This is a genomic window from Candidatus Polarisedimenticolaceae bacterium (genome assembly GCA_036275915.1).
Lineage (GTDB): Bacteria > Acidobacteriota > Polarisedimenticolia > Polarisedimenticolales > DASRJG01 > DASRJG01.
This window is the reverse complement of the sequence record DASUCV010000022.1, coordinates 117,995-136,737: the sequence shown is the minus strand read 5'-3', so window position 1 is coordinate 136,737 and position 18,743 is coordinate 117,995. Positions and strand designations below refer to the sequence as shown.

General features: G+C 69.3%; 11 protein-coding genes. 8 read left to right on the top strand and 3 right to left on the bottom strand.

The annotated features are described in order from the left end of the window. The first annotated feature begins 158 nt into the window (after positions 1-158). The 4 genes from VFV19_17380 (at position 159) to VFV19_17365 (ending at position 6,950) form a co-directional block, all read left to right on the top strand. A complete protein-coding gene (locus tag VFV19_17380) occupies positions 159-1,196 on the top strand; it encodes a glycosyltransferase family 4 protein (GenBank protein HEX4826074.1) in 1,038 nt (345 codons plus the stop codon). Beyond that, a complete protein-coding gene (locus VFV19_17375) occupies positions 1,193-3,322 on the top strand; it encodes a glycogen debranching N-terminal domain-containing protein (GenBank protein HEX4826073.1) in 2,130 nt (709 codons plus the stop codon). Before VFV19_17380 ends, VFV19_17375 begins: the two co-directional genes overlap by 4 nt. A gap of 85 nt (positions 3,323-3,407) precedes the next feature. Continuing rightward, the gene (locus VFV19_17370) at positions 3,408-5,846 is read left to right on the top strand and encodes a hypothetical protein (protein HEX4826072.1); all 2,439 of its coding nucleotides are present in this window, start codon (positions 3,408-3,410) and stop codon (positions 5,844-5,846) included. Between the two features lie 219 nt (positions 5,847-6,065). Then, complete coding sequence (locus VFV19_17365) at positions 6,066-6,950, top strand: hypothetical protein (protein HEX4826071.1); 885 nt, start codon at positions 6,066-6,068, stop codon at positions 6,948-6,950. On the opposite strand, the gene VFV19_17360 is transcribed toward VFV19_17365, so the two are convergent. From VFV19_17360 to VFV19_17350, 3 genes are read right to left on the bottom strand one after another with little or no spacing between them, the layout of a single operon-like run. After that, positions 6,929-7,270 (bottom strand): DMT family protein, encoded by a 342-nt coding sequence (locus tag VFV19_17360; protein ID HEX4826070.1) that lies wholly within the window; start codon positions 7,268-7,270, stop codon positions 6,929-6,931. The genes VFV19_17365 and VFV19_17360 overlap by 22 nt on opposite strands. Positions 7,271-7,278: 8 nt before the next feature. After that, positions 7,279-8,952: a tetratricopeptide repeat protein gene (locus VFV19_17355; protein ID HEX4826069.1), complete on the bottom strand. Its 1,674-nt coding sequence runs from the start codon at positions 8,950-8,952 to the stop codon at positions 7,279-7,281. Next, positions 8,949-10,577 (bottom strand): hypothetical protein, encoded by a 1,629-nt coding sequence (locus VFV19_17350; protein ID HEX4826068.1) that lies wholly within the window; start codon positions 10,575-10,577, stop codon positions 8,949-8,951. The genes VFV19_17355 and VFV19_17350 overlap by 4 nt, the downstream gene beginning before the upstream one ends. 51 nt (positions 10,578-10,628) lie before the next feature. Between VFV19_17350 and VFV19_17345 the strand changes: the two genes are divergently transcribed. Genes VFV19_17345 through VFV19_17330 form a run of 4 tightly spaced genes read left to right on the top strand, consistent with a single transcriptional unit; the run spans position 10,629 to position 18,725 of the window. After that, positions 10,629-11,552, top strand: coding sequence for a pirin family protein (locus VFV19_17345; protein ID HEX4826067.1), 924 nt, complete (start codon positions 10,629-10,631; stop codon positions 11,550-11,552). Positions 11,553-11,564: 12 nt separating this feature from the next. After that, positions 11,565-13,640 carry a hypothetical protein gene (locus tag VFV19_17340; protein ID HEX4826066.1) on the top strand — a complete coding sequence of 692 codons (2,076 nt, stop codon included), beginning with the start codon at positions 11,565-11,567 and terminating at the stop codon, positions 13,638-13,640. Positions 13,641-13,698: 58 nt separating this feature from the next. Then, positions 13,699-17,304: a hypothetical protein gene (locus VFV19_17335; protein HEX4826065.1), complete on the top strand. Its 3,606-nt coding sequence runs from the start codon at positions 13,699-13,701 to the stop codon at positions 17,302-17,304. Beyond that, entirely contained in the window at positions 17,301-18,725 is a 1,425-nt protein-coding gene (locus VFV19_17330; protein ID HEX4826064.1) for a S1 RNA-binding domain-containing protein, read from the top strand. The genes VFV19_17335 and VFV19_17330 overlap by 4 nt, the downstream gene beginning before the upstream one ends. Positions 18,726-18,743: the final 18 nt, after the last annotated feature.

Genomic DNA, 18,743 nt, shown 5'->3' with positions numbered 1-18,743 from the left:
CGACTTCATACCGAGGAGCCTAGTTCCGCAGGCGCGCTGGCGCGAATGGCGTCACAGCGTTTTACTGGAACGTCTCAGGCGTTACAGCCGATCAGGGAAAAACCCGAGGGTTGTTACGTGGACACGATCGTCATCGGCGCCGGGCTCGCGGGACTGACATGAAGATCGCGCAGATCGCCCCGCTCTACGAGAGCGTGCCTCCTCACGGTTACGGCGGCACCGAGCGGGTCGTCTCCTACCTGACCGAAGAGCTCGTGGCGCAGGGCCACGACGTCACGCTATTCGCGAGCGGCGACTCCAAGACCGCAGCACGGCTCGTGCCGGGCGCGCACGAGGCGCTCCGGCGCGCGAGCTACCGCGGGGATCCGCTGCTCCCGCACATGCTCATGCTCGAGGAGGTCTTCGGGCACGACCGGGACTTCGACGTCATCCACTCGCACATCGACGCGGTGGCTCTCCCGTTCGCGCGGCGGTCGCCGGTTCCCGTCGTCAGCACGCTCCACGGCCGTCTCGACCTCGAAGACCTCGTTCCCCTCTACGACGAGTACGGGGAGCAGTGGGTCGTCTCGATCTCCGACAGCCAGCGCGAGCCGCTGCAGGGCGCCCGCTGGGCGGCGACGGTGCACCACGGGCTGCCGTCCGATCTCTACCGCCATCACTCCCGGCACCTGGGATATCTCGCGTTCGTCGGCCGCGTCTCGCCGGAGAAGCGCGTCGATCGCGCGATCGAGATCGCGATCCGGAGCCAGAGGCCGCTGCGCATCGCGGCCAAGGTCGACCCTGCCGACAAGCAGTACTTTCACGAGACGATCGAGCCGCTGCTCTCGCACCCGCTCGTGACCTGGCTCGGCGAGATCAACGACTCCGCCAAGGACGAGTTCCTCGGGAACGCCCTCGCCATGCTGTTCCCGATAGACTGGCCCGAGCCGTTCGGCCTCACGATGATCGAGGCGCTCGCCTGTGGCACGCCGGTGATCGCGTGGCAGCACGGGTCGGTGTCGGAGGTCCTCGAGCACGGCGTGACCGGCTTCCTCGTCGACGACATCGGTGCCGCCGCGCGGGCGGTGGCGCGCCTCGACCGGATCTCGCGCGACGCGTGCCGCGAGAGCTTCGAGCGGCGATTCACCGCCCCGCGCATGGCGAAGGACTACGTCGCCGTGTTCGAGTCGGTGATGGCGCAAAAGGCGGTGTCGTGATCGACGTGCCGGAGGGGTACGAAATCCAGGTCGAGGGCGGCACGATGGACGAGCGCACGCTCGTCACCGTCCGCGGCGACACCTTCGCGTTGTTCGACCGGCTCGGCGACATCCTGCCGCCGCATTACGGACGGCATGGCCTGTTCCACGCGGGCACGCGTTTCCTCTCGCGCCTCCAGATCATGATGTGGCAGCACCGTCCGGCGCTCCTGTCCGCGAGCGTTCACGAAGAGGACGGGACGCTCATCGTCCACCTGACGAACCCGGACATCCGCGACCAGGGAGCCTGGTCGATGCCGCGGCATTCCGTGCACCTCGTGCGGCGCGTGCGCCTCGAGGAGGGCCGCTGCCACGTCGACTGCACCTTCCGGAACTACGGCGCCGAGACGATCGTCGTGCCGTTCGAGCTGCGCTTCGCGTCGGACTTCGTCGACCTCTTCGAGGTGAGAGGCGCAGTACGAGAAAAGCGCGGCACGCTCCTCCCGGTTGACGTCGGGACGGACGAGGTCCGCCTGCGCTACTACGGGCTCGACGGCATCCTGCGGGTCACACGCATCGTCTGCCACACGGAGCCGAAGCGCGCCGACGAGACCTCGATCGCCTACGACCTCACGCTACCGCGCGACGTCGAACTTTCGCTCTCGTTCACGATCGACTGCGAGATCGAGGAGCACGAGCACAGGCACTTCCGCAAGCCGTCCTCCGCCCCCTCCGGCCGCTGGCGCACCGAGATTGCCGCATCGCAGGCGGCCTTCGACGCGTGGATCCGGAGGTCGCGCTCCGATCTCGCCATGCTCACCGCCGTCACGCAGTACGGGCCATTCCCGTACGCCGGCGTCCCGTGGTTTTGCACGCCGTTCGGGCGCGACGCGCTCATCACCGCTTACGAAGTCCTGTGGCTGGCACCCGAGATGGCGCGCGGCGTCCTCCGCTTCCTCGCCGCGCATCAGGCGCTGCACGACGATCCTGATCGCGACGCCGAGCCGGGGAAGATCCTGCACGAGATGCGCGCCGGCGAGATGCCGAACCTCGGCGAGGTCCCGTTCGGCCGCTACTACGGAAGCGTCGACTCGACGCCGCTCTTCGTTCTACTCGCTGCCGCCTACCACGAGCGCACGAACGACCTCGACCTCATGCGCGATCTGTGGCCGGCCCTCGAGCTCGCCATCGAGTGGATGGAGGGCCCCGGCGATCTCGACGGCGACGGGTTCATCGAGTACCGGAAGCGGGGGCCGCACGGCCTCGACAACCAAGGATGGAAGGACTCGCGAGACTCGATCATGCACGAGGACGGCACGCTCGCGGAAGGGCCGATCGCCCTCTGCGAGGTCCAGGCGTACGCCTACGCCGCCCGCGCGTGGATCGCTCCGATCGCGAGGCGGCTCGGTCATACGAACGTCGCGGAGAAGCTCGCCCGCGACGCGGAGAAGCTCAAGCGAGCCTTCCAGGAGACGTACTGGCTGGAGGACCTCGGAACGTACGCCTTGGCGCTCGACGGCGACAAGCGACCTTGCCGCGTCCGCAGCTCGAACGCCGGCCACACGCTCTTCACCGGGATCGCCGCCCCCGAGCACGCCTCGATTCTCAGCCAGACGCTCCTCTCGGCCGATCACTTCTCCGGCTGGGGCGTGTCGACGCTCGCGCGTTCGGCGCCGCGCTACAACCCGATGGCCTACCACAACGGCTCCGTGTGGCCTCACGACAACGCCCTCATCGGGATCGGACTCGCGCGGTACGGCGAGACGCTCGGCTGTGAGCGCATCCTGACCGCGCTCTTCGAGGCGAGCCGCGCTATCGACGTCTCCCGCCTTCCCGAGCTGATGTGCGGCTTCCCGCGCCAGCCGGGGGAGGCGCCGACCCTCTACCCCGTCGCGTGCTCGCCGCAGGCTTGGGCCGCCGGGAGTGTCTTCCTCCTCCTCCACGGCATGCTCGGATTGAGCATCAACGCCGAATCTCGCCAGATCCGTCTCGCGAAGCCGCGCATGCCGAGCTTCTTGCACGCGCTGACGATTCGAAACCTCCGCGTCGGCGAAGGCGAGCTCGACCTCTTCCTCGACCACCACGACGGCGAGGTTGTCGTGCGCGTGCTGCGGAGGACGGCGTCCGTCGACCTGATCCTGAGCTGAAATCGCGCGAGTTCGGGATTGTCGTTCGCAGTATCCGAGCGTACGCTTCGGTCAAACCGGGCCGGATTTTGGGGGGGCCAGTGCCGTGAAACCCCGCTGCATTCTCCGCGGCGTGATGCTCGCGATGTTCGTCGGGACGTGCGCACGCGCACAAGTCCTCTCGCAGCTCAAGGATCTCCCCGATGAGTGGCTCTTCCACTCGGCGGTCGACGGAAAGGGCAGCGCCGTGTACGTGGTCACCACGTCCAATCAGCTTGGAACGAACCCGGCGTACCTGCCGCAGATCTTCCGCTTCGACCCCGTTACGGGTGCCGGGACGCAGGTCACGAGCTTCGCAGCCGGGGTGCGAACGGTGTCGGTCACCGACGACGGTCAGTGGATCGCCTTCGTCTCGCAGGGCAACCTCACCGGCGTCAACAACGACAGGAGCGCCGAGCTCTTCGTCATGCACCCCGACGGGACCGGCCTTTCTCAGGTCACGAGCGACGCCTCGTTCGTGGGCAAGGGTGTGACCAGCGCGAGGATCTCAGGGTCCGGAAACCGCATCCTCTTCTCGGCCGATACCGATCCTCTGGGGACGAATCCGCAGCGCGTCGAAATGATCTTCGTCGTGAACCGCGACGGGACCGGGCTCGTGCAGCTCGGGAGGGCGTACAGGAACGCGGGGCAAGTCGTTCCCGATCCCATGATGGCGATCAGCGACGACGGCCAGAGGATCGCGTTCGTCGAGCCCGTGAGCGGGGTACCGTGGGCGATCACGATCGAAGCCGACGGATCGAACCGGCAACAGCGGCTGGCAGGGGTGTCCTTCATCTCTCTTTCGGGGAACGGAGCGAAGCTCGCGATGAACGCGAGCGTCATGAACTGGGATGGCACCGGCGTGGTGACCTTACCGGCGGCCCAGCTCGACGGCATGACCGACGACGGCTCGACGGTCTTCTATGGCTACACCGACATCCACAAGATCAATACCGACGGAACGAGCGATACGCAGGTCCTCACCCCCAACGCGTCGAAATACTTCCTCATGACGGCGCTGTCCGGCGATGGGAGCCGTCTCGTGACGATCTCGTTCGACGTTCAAGGCGGGGGCAAGGGGAATCTCGTCACGTTCAACGGCGCAGGCGGGGACGAGCGGGATCTGACGAGCCTGTCCGTCTACGGCGGCGCCGACCAGGTCACGATGCTCGCGAACGCGACGCGGATGTTCTTCGGGTGCTCCGGCAATTTGACGGGCGCCAATCCGCAAAACGCCCTTCAAATCTTCACGATTCAGGCGAACGGCACCGGATTGACGCAGGTGACCGCGTTGTCCTCGTGGTACGACAGCTACTCGGTGTCGGACGCCGGTTCGCTGGCCTTCGTGACCCAGGACGATCTCGTGGGCACCAACACGTGCCACACGCCGTCGCTCTACCGCATGAACCCCAGCGGCTCGCCCGTCCAGCTCACGTTCGACTGCACGAGCGGGACTCGGTCGTTCGACCCGCAATTCCGGTTCGACGGACAGTGGATCGTCTTCGAGAGCAGCAGCACTGAGGAGCTCCTGAAGATCAAGCCGGACGCCACGGGTCTGGCCGCGGTCACGGCCGAACATTCCGGGATCTACCACAGGGCGAGGCTCAGCGCGACGACGTCGCCGACGTGGATCGTCTACCAGAGCTCCAGCAACGACGACGGGCTCAATCCTTCCCTCCGCAGCCAGATCGTCCGGATCACGCTCGACGGCACGAGCCGGCAGCGGCTCACGAGCGACTCCAGCTACGACGCGCTCTGGCCCGATGTCAACGGCGACGGCTCCAAGATCGTGTGGGAGTCGAACGCCGACATCGTGGGGGAGAATCCCGGGCACGTCTTTCAAGTCTTCCTGCGCGACACGAACACCGCGACGACACGGCAGTTGACGCATGAGGCGTGCGATGCATCGATGCCGCGGATCACGCGGAACGGCGCGTGGGTCTACACCGTGACCTGCTCGGGCTTGATCCGCGTCGCCGTCAGCGGCGGCGCGATCGAGCGCGTGCAAGGGCCCGGAAGTGCTCTCGCGCCGACGGCGGACTGGGTCGATTTCGGTGATTCTGGCGTCGAGTCCTTCGGTTTCGACAGCACCGGGACGAAGACCGCGATCACCGGTTGGGACCTTATCGGGCTGAGCCCTCACAGCGCGTCGCTCTACGTCGCCGACCAATCCGCGAAGCCGAAGTTCACCGTGAGGAAGGCGTCGCCGACGCTCCTGTCGTGGGATCCCGACCCCCAATCGATCAAGTACGACGTGATCCGTGGCAACGTGGCGAATCTCGGCTTCAATGGCACGACCGTCGATCTCGGAACGGTCACGTGTCTCGAGAACGACTCGGGGGACACCGATACGGCGGGGTACGAGGACGGCGTCGACCCCGCTCCAGGGCAGGCGTTCTTCTACGTGTACCGCGGCACCGTGGGCAATCCCCCCGTTGCCGGGTCCTACGGGCTCGGCAGCGGCAACCGGGAGCGCGTGGCGGGTTCCGGCGGCTGCAATCCCTGAGGCACGAAAGGCTTCACGACCGGAGTCGTGGAGCGCGCGAACGCCGCTCCCTCCCCCTGATCGAGTAGCGGGCGCGTGTCTCGTGCGCGTCGCGCTCGAGGAACGGATTTCTCACGGCGATTCCCGGGAACCGATGGAAGTCTCTGTCGGCAGTCCAGAATTCCCGCATCGCCGTGTTCTACCGGTAGCGAGCGCTTCTTGACGTACCCTTGCGGCAGGATGTCCCAGGAGCTGGCCGAGAACGCGCGCCTCGTGGAGCGGATCGACGTCGCACCAGCGCTCGCGATCTTCCGCATCGCGCCCGATGCCGCGCCGCCGGACGGACGCTGGTTCGTGCCGGGTCAATACGTGACGCTCGGGATCGGCGACCTCCAGCGCGCCTACTCGATCGCGTCGTCGCCGGACGAGCGTCGCTGGCTCGAGTTCTACATCCGCTACGCGCGGAACCCCGAGACGGAGACCCCGCTCACGCACCGGCTCTTCGAGCTCCCCGTGGGCGAGCGCCTGCACGCGGGCGAGAAGATCGTCGGCCGCTTCACGCTCGCGCGCACGCTTCCGGCCGGCGATGTGCGCCGGCGGATCCTGATCGCCGCCGGCACGGGGCTCGCGCCGTTCCTCAGCATGGTGCGTGCCGCGGTGCGCGAAGGCGACGCGGCCGCGCTCGCGCGGACGACGGTGCTCCACGGCGTCAGCCATCCCGAGGAGCTGGCGTACCGTGACGAGCTGGAAAGCGCCGCGCGGGAGCACGGCCTGCGCTACGTCCCGACGGTGAGCCGTCCGCACGCGCATCCCGAGTGGACCGGCCGCAACGGCCGCGTGGAAACGCTCCTCGACGGCGACCTCGGCCTCGGTCCGCTCGCGCCCGACACCGCGGTCGCGTACGTCTGCGGCTTCCGCGGGACGATCGCCGGCAGCGTGCGCTCGCTCCTCCGCCGCGGCTTCGTCCCGGAGGATCGCAAGCTGCGCCGGATGCTCGGCCTACCCGAGGGCCTCGCCGCCAGCCTCTTCTTCGAGCAATACGATCTCGAGCCCGTCTTCGACCCGGCGGACACGGCGACGATCGCGTCGCTCCGCGCCGAATATCAGCCGCGAAACATGAAGTAGGCGGCGCCGCAGAGACAAAGCCCCGCCCACAGATAGTCCAGCTTGATCGGCTCCCGCAGGTAGACGAGCGAGAACGGCACGAAGACCGAGAGCGTGATGACCTCTTGAAGGATCTTGAGCTGCGGCACCGTCATCGTCGCGTGGCCGATCCGGTTCGCCGGGACCTGGAAGAGATACTCGAAGAGCGCGACGCCCCAGCTCACGAGCGCGGCGACGTACCAGGGCCTCGAGCTGAGCGACTTCAGGTGCGCGTACCACGCGAAGGTCATGAAGACGTTCGAGACGATGAGCAGGAGCGTGGTCTGAAGCGCGACGGGCATCGTGTTCCTCACTTCCTCGACGCGGCGCGGGCGGCGTCCAGGCTCTGGCGGATCTCCGGATCGAACGGGCTCAGGCGCTGAGCGATGACGAGCTCGGCGATCGCTTCGTCGTAGCGTCCTTCACGGGCGAGCAGGATGCCGACATTGTAGTGGGCGTCGGAGGAGTCGGGGGCGATGCGGAGCGCCGTCTGAAACTCCGTGCGCGCGCCGTCGAGATCGCCGGTCTCGGCGAGCACGGTCCCGAGGTTCCCGTGGAGCACCGCGTCGCTCGGGCGGTGCGCGAGGGCGGTACGGTAGGCGGCGATCGCTTCCTGCGGCCGGCCGAGGCGCGTGAGCGCGGTCGCGAGGGTGTTCGCGGGCTCGGGGTGCCCGGGGTCGAGGCGGATCGCCTCGCGGCTCTCGCGGATCGCTCCCTCGAGGTCGTTCTGCTGGAGGAGGGCGAGGCCGAGATCGTTGTGCGCCACCACGTTGTCCTGCGTCACCGCGAGCGCCCGCCGATAAAGCGTCACGCTGTCGTGCCAGTATCCGGCTTCGACGTAGGCTGCCGCCGTCAGGGCGAGGCCGGCGGCGGCCGCAGCGGCGCGTTGCAAGCCGAGCCGGCCCTCCGCCAGCTCCGCGAACGCCCACGTCGCGGCAAGAAAGATTCCGATCAGCGGCAGGTAGGTGTACCGGTCGGCGCGCGCCTGGATGCCGACCTGCACGATGCCGATGACCGGGACGAGCATGATCGCGTACCAGGCCCAGCCGATCGCGAGATACGGCCGCGTGCGGATCGACCGGAAGGCGACGATCGTGATCGCGGCGAGGAGCGCGGCGCTCCCGAGGACCTCCCAGGCCGGCAGTCGGCCGCCCGGGTGCGGGTAGAAGAAGGCGAGGCCGGTGGGAACGACGGCCTTCACGAGATAGGCCGCATAGGAAACGACGGCGTTTCCGGCGCGCTCGGAGAGCGGGATCGCTTCGAGCCCCGACACCGTGCCCCCGCCGCTCTGCGCGGCGACGGTGAGGGCGCCCGAGATCGCCGCGAGCCCGAAGAGCGGGAGCTTTTCGAGGAGCAGCCGCTTCGGAGCGAGCGGACGGGCCAGCGGCCAGAGGTCGAGGAGGAGGAGCACGAGCGGAAAAGTGACGAGCATCGGCTTCGCCATCAGGCCGAGGGCCAGGGCGAGCGCGGCGAGCGCGTAGCGGCCGGCGCGCGGCCGCCGCACGTACGCCGACCACGCGACGAGGCCGAGCATGAAGAAGAGCCCGGAGAGCGTGTCCTTGCGTTCGGCGACCCAGGCGACCGACTCGACGTGGAGCGGGTGCACCGCGAAGAGCAGCGCCACGCACCACGAGCGCCCGGTGCGTCCGGTCATCCTCGTGAGGGCCAGGAAGAGGAGCAGTGTACTCGCCAGGTGGAGCAGGACGTTCGTCAGGTGGAAGAGGCGCGGGCCGGTCCCACCGAGGGTCGCGTCGAGCATGAGCGAGAGCCAGGTGAGCGGGATCCAGTTGGCGTCGCGGAAGCCGAACGCCCACTTCAGCCCCGGGCCGGTCAGTCCCGCCTGCACGGTCGGGTTCGCCGTGACGTAGACGCCGTCGTCCGCGGTGATGAACGACGCCCCGGCGGTCTGCGCGTAAACCGCGAGCGTCGCGACGACGAGGAGCGCCGTCAGGAGCGCCACGTTGGACTGCGTCTTCTTCGTCATACGAACGGCAGCATCGCGAAGGCGAGGGCAGGATGCAGCAAGAGGCGGTCGAGCGTCCACGTGACGACCCACGGCGCGTCCTGGGGCATCGCGGCGCCGAGAACGATCGCCATCGCGACGAGCGCGGCCCCTGCGAGCGCCACCCGCACCCTCAGCGACGAACCGATCCTCATGGCCGCGAGCGCAGCGCCGGCGGCGAGCCCGACGAGGCCGATGCGGAGGAGGAGCTGCGTCTCGTGCTGTTGACCCTGCGCTCCTCGCGCGAGGACGGAAGCGATGCCGGCCGCGACCACCGGGAGCTTCGACGGGATCGCGGAGGGGTCGATCCTCGCCTGGAACTCCGTGACGCCGTTCATCCGGAGCCACACGGCGTGGAGGAGAGGCAAGAGCGCCGGAACGAAGAGGATCGGTTTCGGTCTTCTCACCGTCATCGCGAGAACGACGGCCGCCGCGGCGCCTTCGACCTTGACGAGGGAGACGGCCGCCGCGGCGAGGATGCCGACGGGCACGAGTGCGTCGTCGGCGAAAGCGAGGATCGTCACCGCGAGGAGGACCGCGACGATCCCGTCCATGTAGAGATCGGTCGTCAGTCCCGCCAGGGCGAAGAACGCGGTCAGCGTGACGAGCGCGCCGGTCCAGCGGCCCATCGCGCCCCGCGCCAGGACCCAGAGCGCGGCGAGGGCGCCGCTCCAGATCAAAGCGACCGCGAGCGCGGCGTCGCGCTCGTCGAAGACGCGGCTCGCCCCGGCGAAGAGCGCCATGACCGCGGGGACGAGGGCGGGGTAGACCGGGTGCGACCACTCGGAGTCGCCGAGGCGCAGGTCGGCGAGCGCCAGCTTGCCGTGGAAGAAGATCTGCTTCGCGTGGAAGAGCCAGATCGATCGCCCGTCCCAACCGGTGACCGGCAACACCGCCATCTGGACGAGCAGCAGCGCGACGAGCGCCGCCGGCACCAGCGCCTCGGGGCTCGGCCGCGAGGCCGCGGGCAACCGGCGCCGGAGCGCGACGATCGTCAAAGCGGCCCATCCTGCGAATCGCCAGGCCCACCATGGGACGCCGATCTGGGTCCAGGTCGCGACGTGGACGAGCGCGCCGACGGCGGCGCATCCCGCGAGCCAGGCGACCGGCCACGCGAGCGCCGGGCGTTCCGGGCGCATGAGCGCCGGGACGAGCGACGTCAAGAGGAGCCCGAAGCCGAAGACCGCCCCCGCCGCGACGAGAAGCCCCGGGAGGCCGAGCGCGAACGAATAGGCATCACGCACCGGCAGCGGCTTGCCCTTCGGGCGCGGGCTCACGACCTCGCCGTTCGGCCCGAGCGCCAGCACGTCGGCCGCCGTTCGATCGATGCGCCGGGGATAGAGCCCTTCCGTCAGGCGCTGGACCAGGGCACCGTTCTTCTCGAGGGAGGGAGCGAGCGCGACCGGCGTCTCCTCCGGCAGCGCGGCGTCGAGGCTCCGCTCGATGTCGAGAATCGGAACCCGGTCGAACGCGAGGAGGGTGCGGAGCGAGGCGTAGTCCGAGTCCCGCCGCTCCCAGGCGTCATCCGCCTCCCGCCAGAGTCGCGAGCCCCACGCCGCATAGGCGCAGAGGAGGGCCGCGAGGGCGACGCGCGCGCGGGACGTCATGGCGCAGGATCCTCGCACGGAATAAGCTCATGGCCCCCGCGGGAGGCGACGATGTCCATCCGGCCGGTCAGGCGCATCGTGAAGTCGAAACCGACGATGGAGGGTGCCGGCGTCCACCTCAACCGGGCCTTCGGCTTCGGGACGACGTCGGACTACGACCCGTTCCTTCTCCTCGACGACTTCCGCAACGACGACCCGAGCGCCTACATGGCCGGATTTCCCTGGCATCCGCACCGTGGGATCGAGACGATCACCTACGTCCTCGCGGGAGAGGTCGATCACGCCGACAGCCTCGGCAACAGCGGGGCGATCGCCTCGGGCGACGTGCAGTGGATGACCGCAGGCAGCGGGATCATCCACCAGGAGATGCCGCGAGGGGACGAGCACGGACGCATGCACGGGTTCCAACTCTGGGCGAACCTCCCGTCGCAGCTCAAGATGACCTCGCCGCGCTACCAGGAGGTGAAGTCGGCCGACATCGTCGATGTCACGGACGACGACGGGACGAAAGCGCGGATCATCTGCGGGACGCTGTGGGGGACGAAAGGGCCGGTCGACGGGATCGCGGCGGAGCCCAACTACTTCGACATCACGGTTCCGCCGGGGAAACGGAAGACCCTCCCGGTCGCGACCACGCGCCACGCGTTCGCCTACGTCTTCGCCGGTTCCGGGCGCTTCTGCAACGCCTCGTCGCCGCTCGCGGTGCCGACCGAGCCGGTGGGCTGGGCCGATACGACGCCGCCGGTCGACGCCGACAACCGCTCGCTCGTGCTCTTCGACTCGGGGGACGAGGTCACCGTCCAGGCCGGCGAGAAGGGCATCCGGTTCCTGCTCGTGTCGGGCAAGCCGCTCGGCGAGCCGGTCGCCTGGTACGGCCCGATCGTCATGAACACGAGGGACGAGTTGCGCCAGGCGTTCGACGAGTTCCAGAACGGGACGTTCTTGAAGCACACGGCACCGCCGAAACGGTCGTAGATTCCGCCGCGCGTGCTGACGATCGAGGCGATCCTCGCCGGAGTTCTCCTTCTGCCCTCGGGCGACGACCCGGCGCTCGTCCGTGCGGCGAACGACCGGTCGAGCGAGAGCGCGCAGGTCGAGGCGATCGGCCGCCTCCAGGATCCCGCGATCCTCGAAGCGCTGGCCCACGACGAGAACTGGGTCGTGAGGCGCGCCGCGATCGCACGCCTCTCCGACCGCCGTGTTCTCGTCGAGGCGGCCCTCGACGATCCGGACGCGTTCGTCCGCGAGGAGGCGGTCGGGAAGCTCGACGACCAGGACCTGCTGACCCGGATCGCGCTCAGGGACCCGTCCCGCGCGGTGCGCTTCCGCGCGCTCTCGGCGGTCCGCGGCGAGGAGCGGCTGATCGACGTGGCGCTCCACGATCCGCGCGGCGACATGCGTGCGGTCGCGATCCCGCTCATCCGCGACCCGAACGCGCTGCTCAAGGTCGCGAGGGCGATCGACGATCCCGACGTGCGGACGCTGGCGCTCTCGAAGATCAAGGACGGCGCTCTTCTGATGTCGGTCGCCGCGAGCGACCCCGATCGGGAGCTCCGCCTCGCGGCGATCGAGCGCCTCGACGACGCGAGCGCGCTCCTGCGCGATCCCGATGAAAGGATCCGTGTCGCCGCGATCGCGCACGTCGCCGACCAGGCAGCGCTCGCGGGGATCGCGGCGGGCGGGGACACGAGCGCCGTGCGCGCGGCGGCGGTGCGAAGACTCTCCGATGCGGCCACGTTCGCGAACGATCCCGACGCCAAGGTGCGCTGGGCGGCCGCCGACGTCCTCTCCGACCCGGCGATCCTCGCCCGCCTCGCATCGTCGGATCCCGATGCCGCGGTGCGGGCACGCGCGGCCGCTCGCCTGAACGATCAAGGCGCGCTCGCCGGCATCGCCGCCAAGGACGCCGACCCGTCGGTGCGCCGCGAAGCGGCGGCCCGCCTGACCGATCAGGCCGTCCTGCGCCGGATCGCGGCCTCCGACACGTCGGCGGAGGTGCGTGCCGTCGCCCTTGGAAACGTGTCGGGCGATCCCGAGCTGGTCCGGGCGCTCGCCCTCCGCGATCCCGATGCGAAAGTACGCGTCGTCGCGGCCGCGCGTCTCGACGACTCCTCCCTCCTCGAATCGATCTGCCGGAAGGACCCATCGCCCGCCGTCCGGCGGGTCGCGCTCGACCGCCTCTCCGACCCCGCGCGTCTCGCGTCGATCGCGAAGTCGCACCCCGACTGGGTCGTTCGGCGGGACGCGACGTCGCGTCTGACCGATCCGACCGCGCTCGCGTCGGTCGCCGCGTCCGACAAGGACCCCGACGTGCGCCGGTCCGCGCTCTTGCTCCTCGACGAAAAGTCGATCATCGCGATCGCGCGGACGGCGGCGTCGCCGGCGGCGCGACTCGACGCGATCCGGTCGATCCGGGACCAAGCGGTCCTGACCGATCTCGCGCGACGCTCCCGGGACCGCACGATCGCGGAGGCGGCGGTCGAGGCGCTGACCGATCCCATCCGCCTCGAGGCGCTGCGCGACGTTCCGGCGCTCGTTACGGCGGTCTCGCGACGGGAGCGGGTGCTGCTCGGCCGGCCCGCCGACGACCGGCGGGAGGCGATCCAGGCGATCCTCGACGAGCCCGCGGTGCGCGCTCACGGCGGCCTGCGGCTCGAATTCGAGCCGGCCGCCGACGAAAAGCGCTACGTCCAGGGTGGAGAGGGCTCCGAGGCAGGGACGAAGGGGAAAGTCGTCGTCGAGAGCATCCGGGTCGAGATCACACGGGGGAACGATCTCGTATTTCGCCGGACTTTCCGCGGCAACAAAGCCAAGAAATTCGAAATCTTCTCTCCCGGCGACCCGATCGACGGCGGATACCGGGTCCGCATTCACCCCGCCGAGATCGACTTTCTTGCCGTCGCCGAAGCGGTCTTGACCGGCTTCAATCAGGCCGAGCTTCACCGTGCGAGGACGGCGAACAACAAGTACATTTCCACCGTCGCGGAGGAGCTTCTGGAGGGCGCGGGGACCCGAGGAAGCTCACCCATCGAGTCCGACGAAGGGGAAGACGACGGTGACTAGAGGCGCCCTTGCTCTCGGTGTGGCCTTGTGTGCGTTCGGCAGTGCTCATGCCGAGACGGTGAAGAAGATCGACACGGCGAACGGCCCGATCTGGGTCGGCGACCCTGTCGTGCCGATCGTGACTCCGGCGGTTCGCGACCTGCCCGACTACACCCCCGATCCGAACGCCTTCGGCCTCGAGATGAAGCGGCGCGAAGACTACGGCTTCCTCCCGATCCCCTACCCGATCAAGCCGACGGTCGACCCGCTGTTCTACCAACAGCAGCGGGAGTCGCTGACCGGCCCCGGCCGTCAGGTCGACGCCTTCAGCTCCCCGCTGCTCAACTTCGCGGGACAGACTTCGTCGGCATCGCCGCCCGATACCGTGGGAGACGTCGGCCCGAACCACTACGTCCAGGCCGTGAACCAGTCGGTCTCGACGGTCCAGGTGCTGAGCAAGGTCAACGGGGCCAACCTCAAGACCTTCACGATGCAATCGCTCACGACCGCGACTCCGTGCCGTACCGGCTTCTGCGACCCGGTCGTCCTCTACGACCGCGCCGCCGACCGCTGGCTCATCAGCGAGCTGCCGTCGTCGGGCGGCAACGTCTGCGTCTACGTCTCCCAGACGCCGGATCCGACCGGCGCTTGGTACGCCTACACCTTCGCCGTCGAGACGAGCACGACCGACTACCCGAAGTACGGCGTCTGGCCGCAGAACGGGAACGGCGGCTCGTACCTCCTCGGCGTGAACGCCGGCTCAGGCGGGCGCGACGTGATCGCGCTCGACCGCGCGAAGATGCTCGCCGGGCTGCCCGCGACGTTCCAGAAGAAGACCGTTCCCAGCCTTCCGAACTCCGGCTTCCAGCTCGTCCTCCCGGGGACGATGCAGGGGCCCACGCCGCCGCCGAACGGAGCGCCGGCGATCTTCATGCGTCCGCGCGACGACGAGGCACAGGACGGCGCGACGACGCCGTACGACCTGCTCGAGATGTGGGCGCTCGCCGTCGATTGGGCGACTCCCGGGAACACCACGCTGACGAAGCTCACGTCGATCCAGATCGGCGACTACGACATGTCGCTGTGCGGCCTCGGCAACACGTGGAACTGCATGCCGCAGGCGGGAACGACCCAGAGGATCGATCCGATCCGCGAGCCGCTGCACTTCCCGCTCCAGTACCGGAACTTCGGCGATCATGAGACGCTCGTCGGCACCTTCCCCGAGGACGTCGACGGCACCGATCACGCCGCGCTCCGCTGGTTCGAGCTGCGCAAGAGCGGCGCCGGCGCCTGGAGCCTCTACCAGGAGGGCCTCGTCGGGGGCGAAGCCGGCGTCCACCGCTCGGTCGGATCGATCGCGATGGATCAATCCGGCAACATCGCCATGGGGTACACGCGCACCGGAGACAGCCTGTTTCCGTCGATCTACTACACCGGGCGCCTGGCGGGCGATCCGCTCGGGACGATGCCGCAGGGCGAGAACGCGATCCAGGTCGCGTCCACCTCGAAGACGAACAACGAGCGCTGGGGCGACTACTCGGGGATCGGCATCGACCCGGCCGACGATTGCACGTTCTGGTACACCTCCGAGTACGGCGGCAGCGGGGCGACGCGGGTCGCCGCGTTCAAGTTCGACGCCTGCGGCTGCCTCGCGGTGCCGCCTTCGCCGTCGGCCTCGGCCGTGGCACCGCAGGACAACCGCATCGACGTGAGCTGGAACGACTCGGCGGCGGCCTCCATCGTCCAGTATCAGGTCTTCCGCGCGACGACCTCCGGCGGTCCCTACACGCAGATCGCGAGCGTGCCCGACAGCTCGCCGGGAACGGCGAACGGAGCACCGTACACCTACCACGACGACACGGTGAGCGGCGGGACCCGCTACTACTACGTCGTCAAGTCGAACGACGGCGGCGCCTGCTTCTCGCAGGCTTCCGCAGAAGTCAACGCGCTCGCGACCGGCGCCTGCATCCTGGCGCCGAGCTTCGCCGGCGTCACCTCGGCCGGGAACCCCGGGACCGCGACCTGCACCGTCAACCTCACCTGGGCCGCGGCGACGACGACGTGTGGCGGCGGCGTCTCCTACAACGTCTACCGGAGCACGACGAGCGGGTTCACCCCTTCGCCCTCGAACCGTATCGCGACCGGACTCTCGACGCTGGCGTTCAGCGACGGTGTCGGCCTCACGGGAGGGACGGCGTACTTCTACGTCGTCCGCGCCGTCGACGGCGTCAACGCCCTCGAGGAGACCAACACGGTCCAGAGGGCCGCGGCACCGACGGGCCCTCCCACGCTCACGAGCTGGACCGACACGTTCGAGGGCGCGCAGTCGGGTGGCGGCTTCGACCAAGCGGGCTGGACGCATGCTCCGGTCAACGGGACCTTCAACTGGCTGTGGTCGATGGCGCGGTTCCATGACGGGACTCATAGCTGGTTCGCCCAGGACAACAGCTCCTCGAACGACAAGGTGCTCGTGAGCCCGACGTTCACCGTCGTCGCCGGGACGACGCTCAGCTTCTGGCACACCTACGCCTTCGAGTACTCGGCGAGCACCTGCTGGGACGGCGGCACGCTCGAGTACACGTTGAACGGCACGACGTGGACGGTGATGCCGGACGCCGACTTCACCGCCGGCGGCTTCACCGGGACGACGAGCACGAACAACATCATGGGCGCCAAGCGCGCGTGGTGTCAGGGAACGATCGGGGCCCTGACGCAGGTCAGCCTGAACCTGGGCGGCGACGCCAACCTCCTCAACAAGACGATCCAGGTGCGCTGGCACGAAGGCGACGACACGAGCACCGGCGGCTCCGGCTGGTACGTCGACACCGTGTCGCTGGGCAACATCCAGACGGGCGGCGCCTGCACGACCGGGTCGGGTACGCTCACGCTCGGCAACGACGGGCCGATCTGCGAGCACGGCACGCTGCACCTGACCTCGAGCTATTCGCAGGCCGGCACCACCTACTCGTGGACAGGGCCGAACGGGTTCACCTCCAGCCAGCAGAATCCGACGATCGTGAACGCTTCCGCCGCGGCGAACGGCACCTACACCGTGACGGTGTTCTCCGGGGCGTCCGCCGTCGCATCGAGCCAGACCCCGGCCACCGTGACCGCCGACGGCGGCGCCTGCAACGACGGCAACGCCTGCACGACCGGCGACGCCTGCGGCGCCGGCACGTGCCAGCCCGGAACGCCGATCAGCTGCGACGACCTGAACCCGTGCACGGACGACAACTGCGACACGCTCACCGGCTGCGCGCACGCCAACAACACCGCCGCCTGCGACGACGGCAACGCCTGCACCGCCGGCGACATCTGCGGTGGCGGGGCGTGCCTGCCGGGAGCCCCGGTTCCGCCGCCCGCCGCAGTGAGCGGCGTCGCCTTCTCGTCAGGGTCGGGTCTGGCCTGGGCGCCGATCCCGGGCGCCTCCACCTACGACGTCGTCCGCGGGACCTTGTCGTCCCTGCGCGTCTCGGGCGACTTCTCCTCGGCGCTCGATGCCTGCGTGGCGAACGACCTCGCGGCGACGACGCTCGACGATCCGCACGTCCCCGCCCAGGACGACGGCGACTGGTATCTGGTCCGCGCGTCCGCCTGCGGGACCGGCACGTACGACGACGGCTCCGCCCAGCAGGCGGCGCCGCGTGACGCGGCGATCGCCGCCTCGGCGAACACCTGCCCGTGACCGAGCCGGACGACGAGTTCGCGCGCCTGCTCGCGGAATCGCTCCAGGCGAAGCCGTTCGAGCAGGGACAGACGGTGTCGGGCCGGATCATCGCGATCTGGCCCGACGTCGCCTTCGTCGACGTCGGCGGCAAGGGCGAGGCCACGATCGACCTCGACGACCTCAAGGACGCCGAGGGCGACCTCGAAGTCGAGGTGGGCGACCGCATCGACGCGGTCGTCGTGGCAACCGCCGGGGGCCTGAAGCTCTCCCGCAAGCTCGCGCGCGGCGCCGCTTCGGCACGGCAGGTCGAAGACGCGTATCGGGCGGGGATCCCGGTCGAGGGGAAGGTCGAGCGGGCGATCAAGGGCGGCTTCGAGGTCCGCATCGCCGGTCAGCGCGCCTTCTGCCCGATCTCGCAGATCGGCCTCCGGGGAGCCGACGCGACCGGCCACGAGGGGCGCGTCTACTCGTTCCGGATCGTCGAATGGAAGGAAGGCGGCAAGAACCTCGTCGTCTCGCGACGGGCTCTCCTCGAAGAAGAAGAGCGCGAGAAGGCGGCCGAGGTCAGGAAGGAGATCGTGCCGGGGGCGGTGCTCCCGGGCCGCGTCGCCTCGGTCCGGGAGTACGGGGCCTTCATCGAACTCGGCGCGGGGATTCAGGGCCTCCTTCACGTCTCCGAGATGGGCTGGTCGCGTGTGACCGACCCAGGCTCGATCCTGAAGCCGGGGGACGAGATCGCCGTCAAGGTCCTGCGCGTCGAGGCGGAGGGCGGCAAGATCGCGCTCGGCCTGAAGCAGCTCCAGGACGATCCGTGGGCCGCGGCCGCCGTCACTTACGCACCCGGACAGGTCCACGCGGGACGCGTGACGCGCCTGGCCGAGTTCGGCGCGTTCGTCGAGCTGGCGCCGGGGATCGAGGGGCTCGCGCACGTCTCGACGTTCCCGCCGACCGGCACCGCGGAAGGCTGGAAGACCGAGGTGCCCGTCGGCCTCGTCGGCGACTTCGAGATCCTGACCGTCGAGCCCGACAAGAAGCGCATCGGCGTGGCGCTCGTCCGCTCCGCCGCCCAGGCGTTACCCAAGAGCGAGATCGCGCCCGGCGCTCGCGTCCGCGGCAAGGTCGACCGGATCGAGCGCTACGGCGTCTTCGTCTATCTCGCACCCGGGAAAACCGGACTGATCCCGATCGCCGAGACCGGCGTCGCCAAGGAGGCGGACCTCCCGAAGGCGTTCCCCGCCGGCGCCGACGTCGAGGTCGAGATCCTCGAGGTCGACCCGGGCGGGCGGCGCATCCGCCTCAGCCGCAAGGCGGTCATCGACCGCGAGGAGCGCGACGAAGTGCGCGGCTACGCGGCGCGCGAGGACCACGCGCCGAAGGAAGCGTTCGGCTCGCTCGCCGACAAGCTGCGCGGCGCTCTCAAGACTCCCAAGAACTCGTAAGCGTTCGACGCGTACATC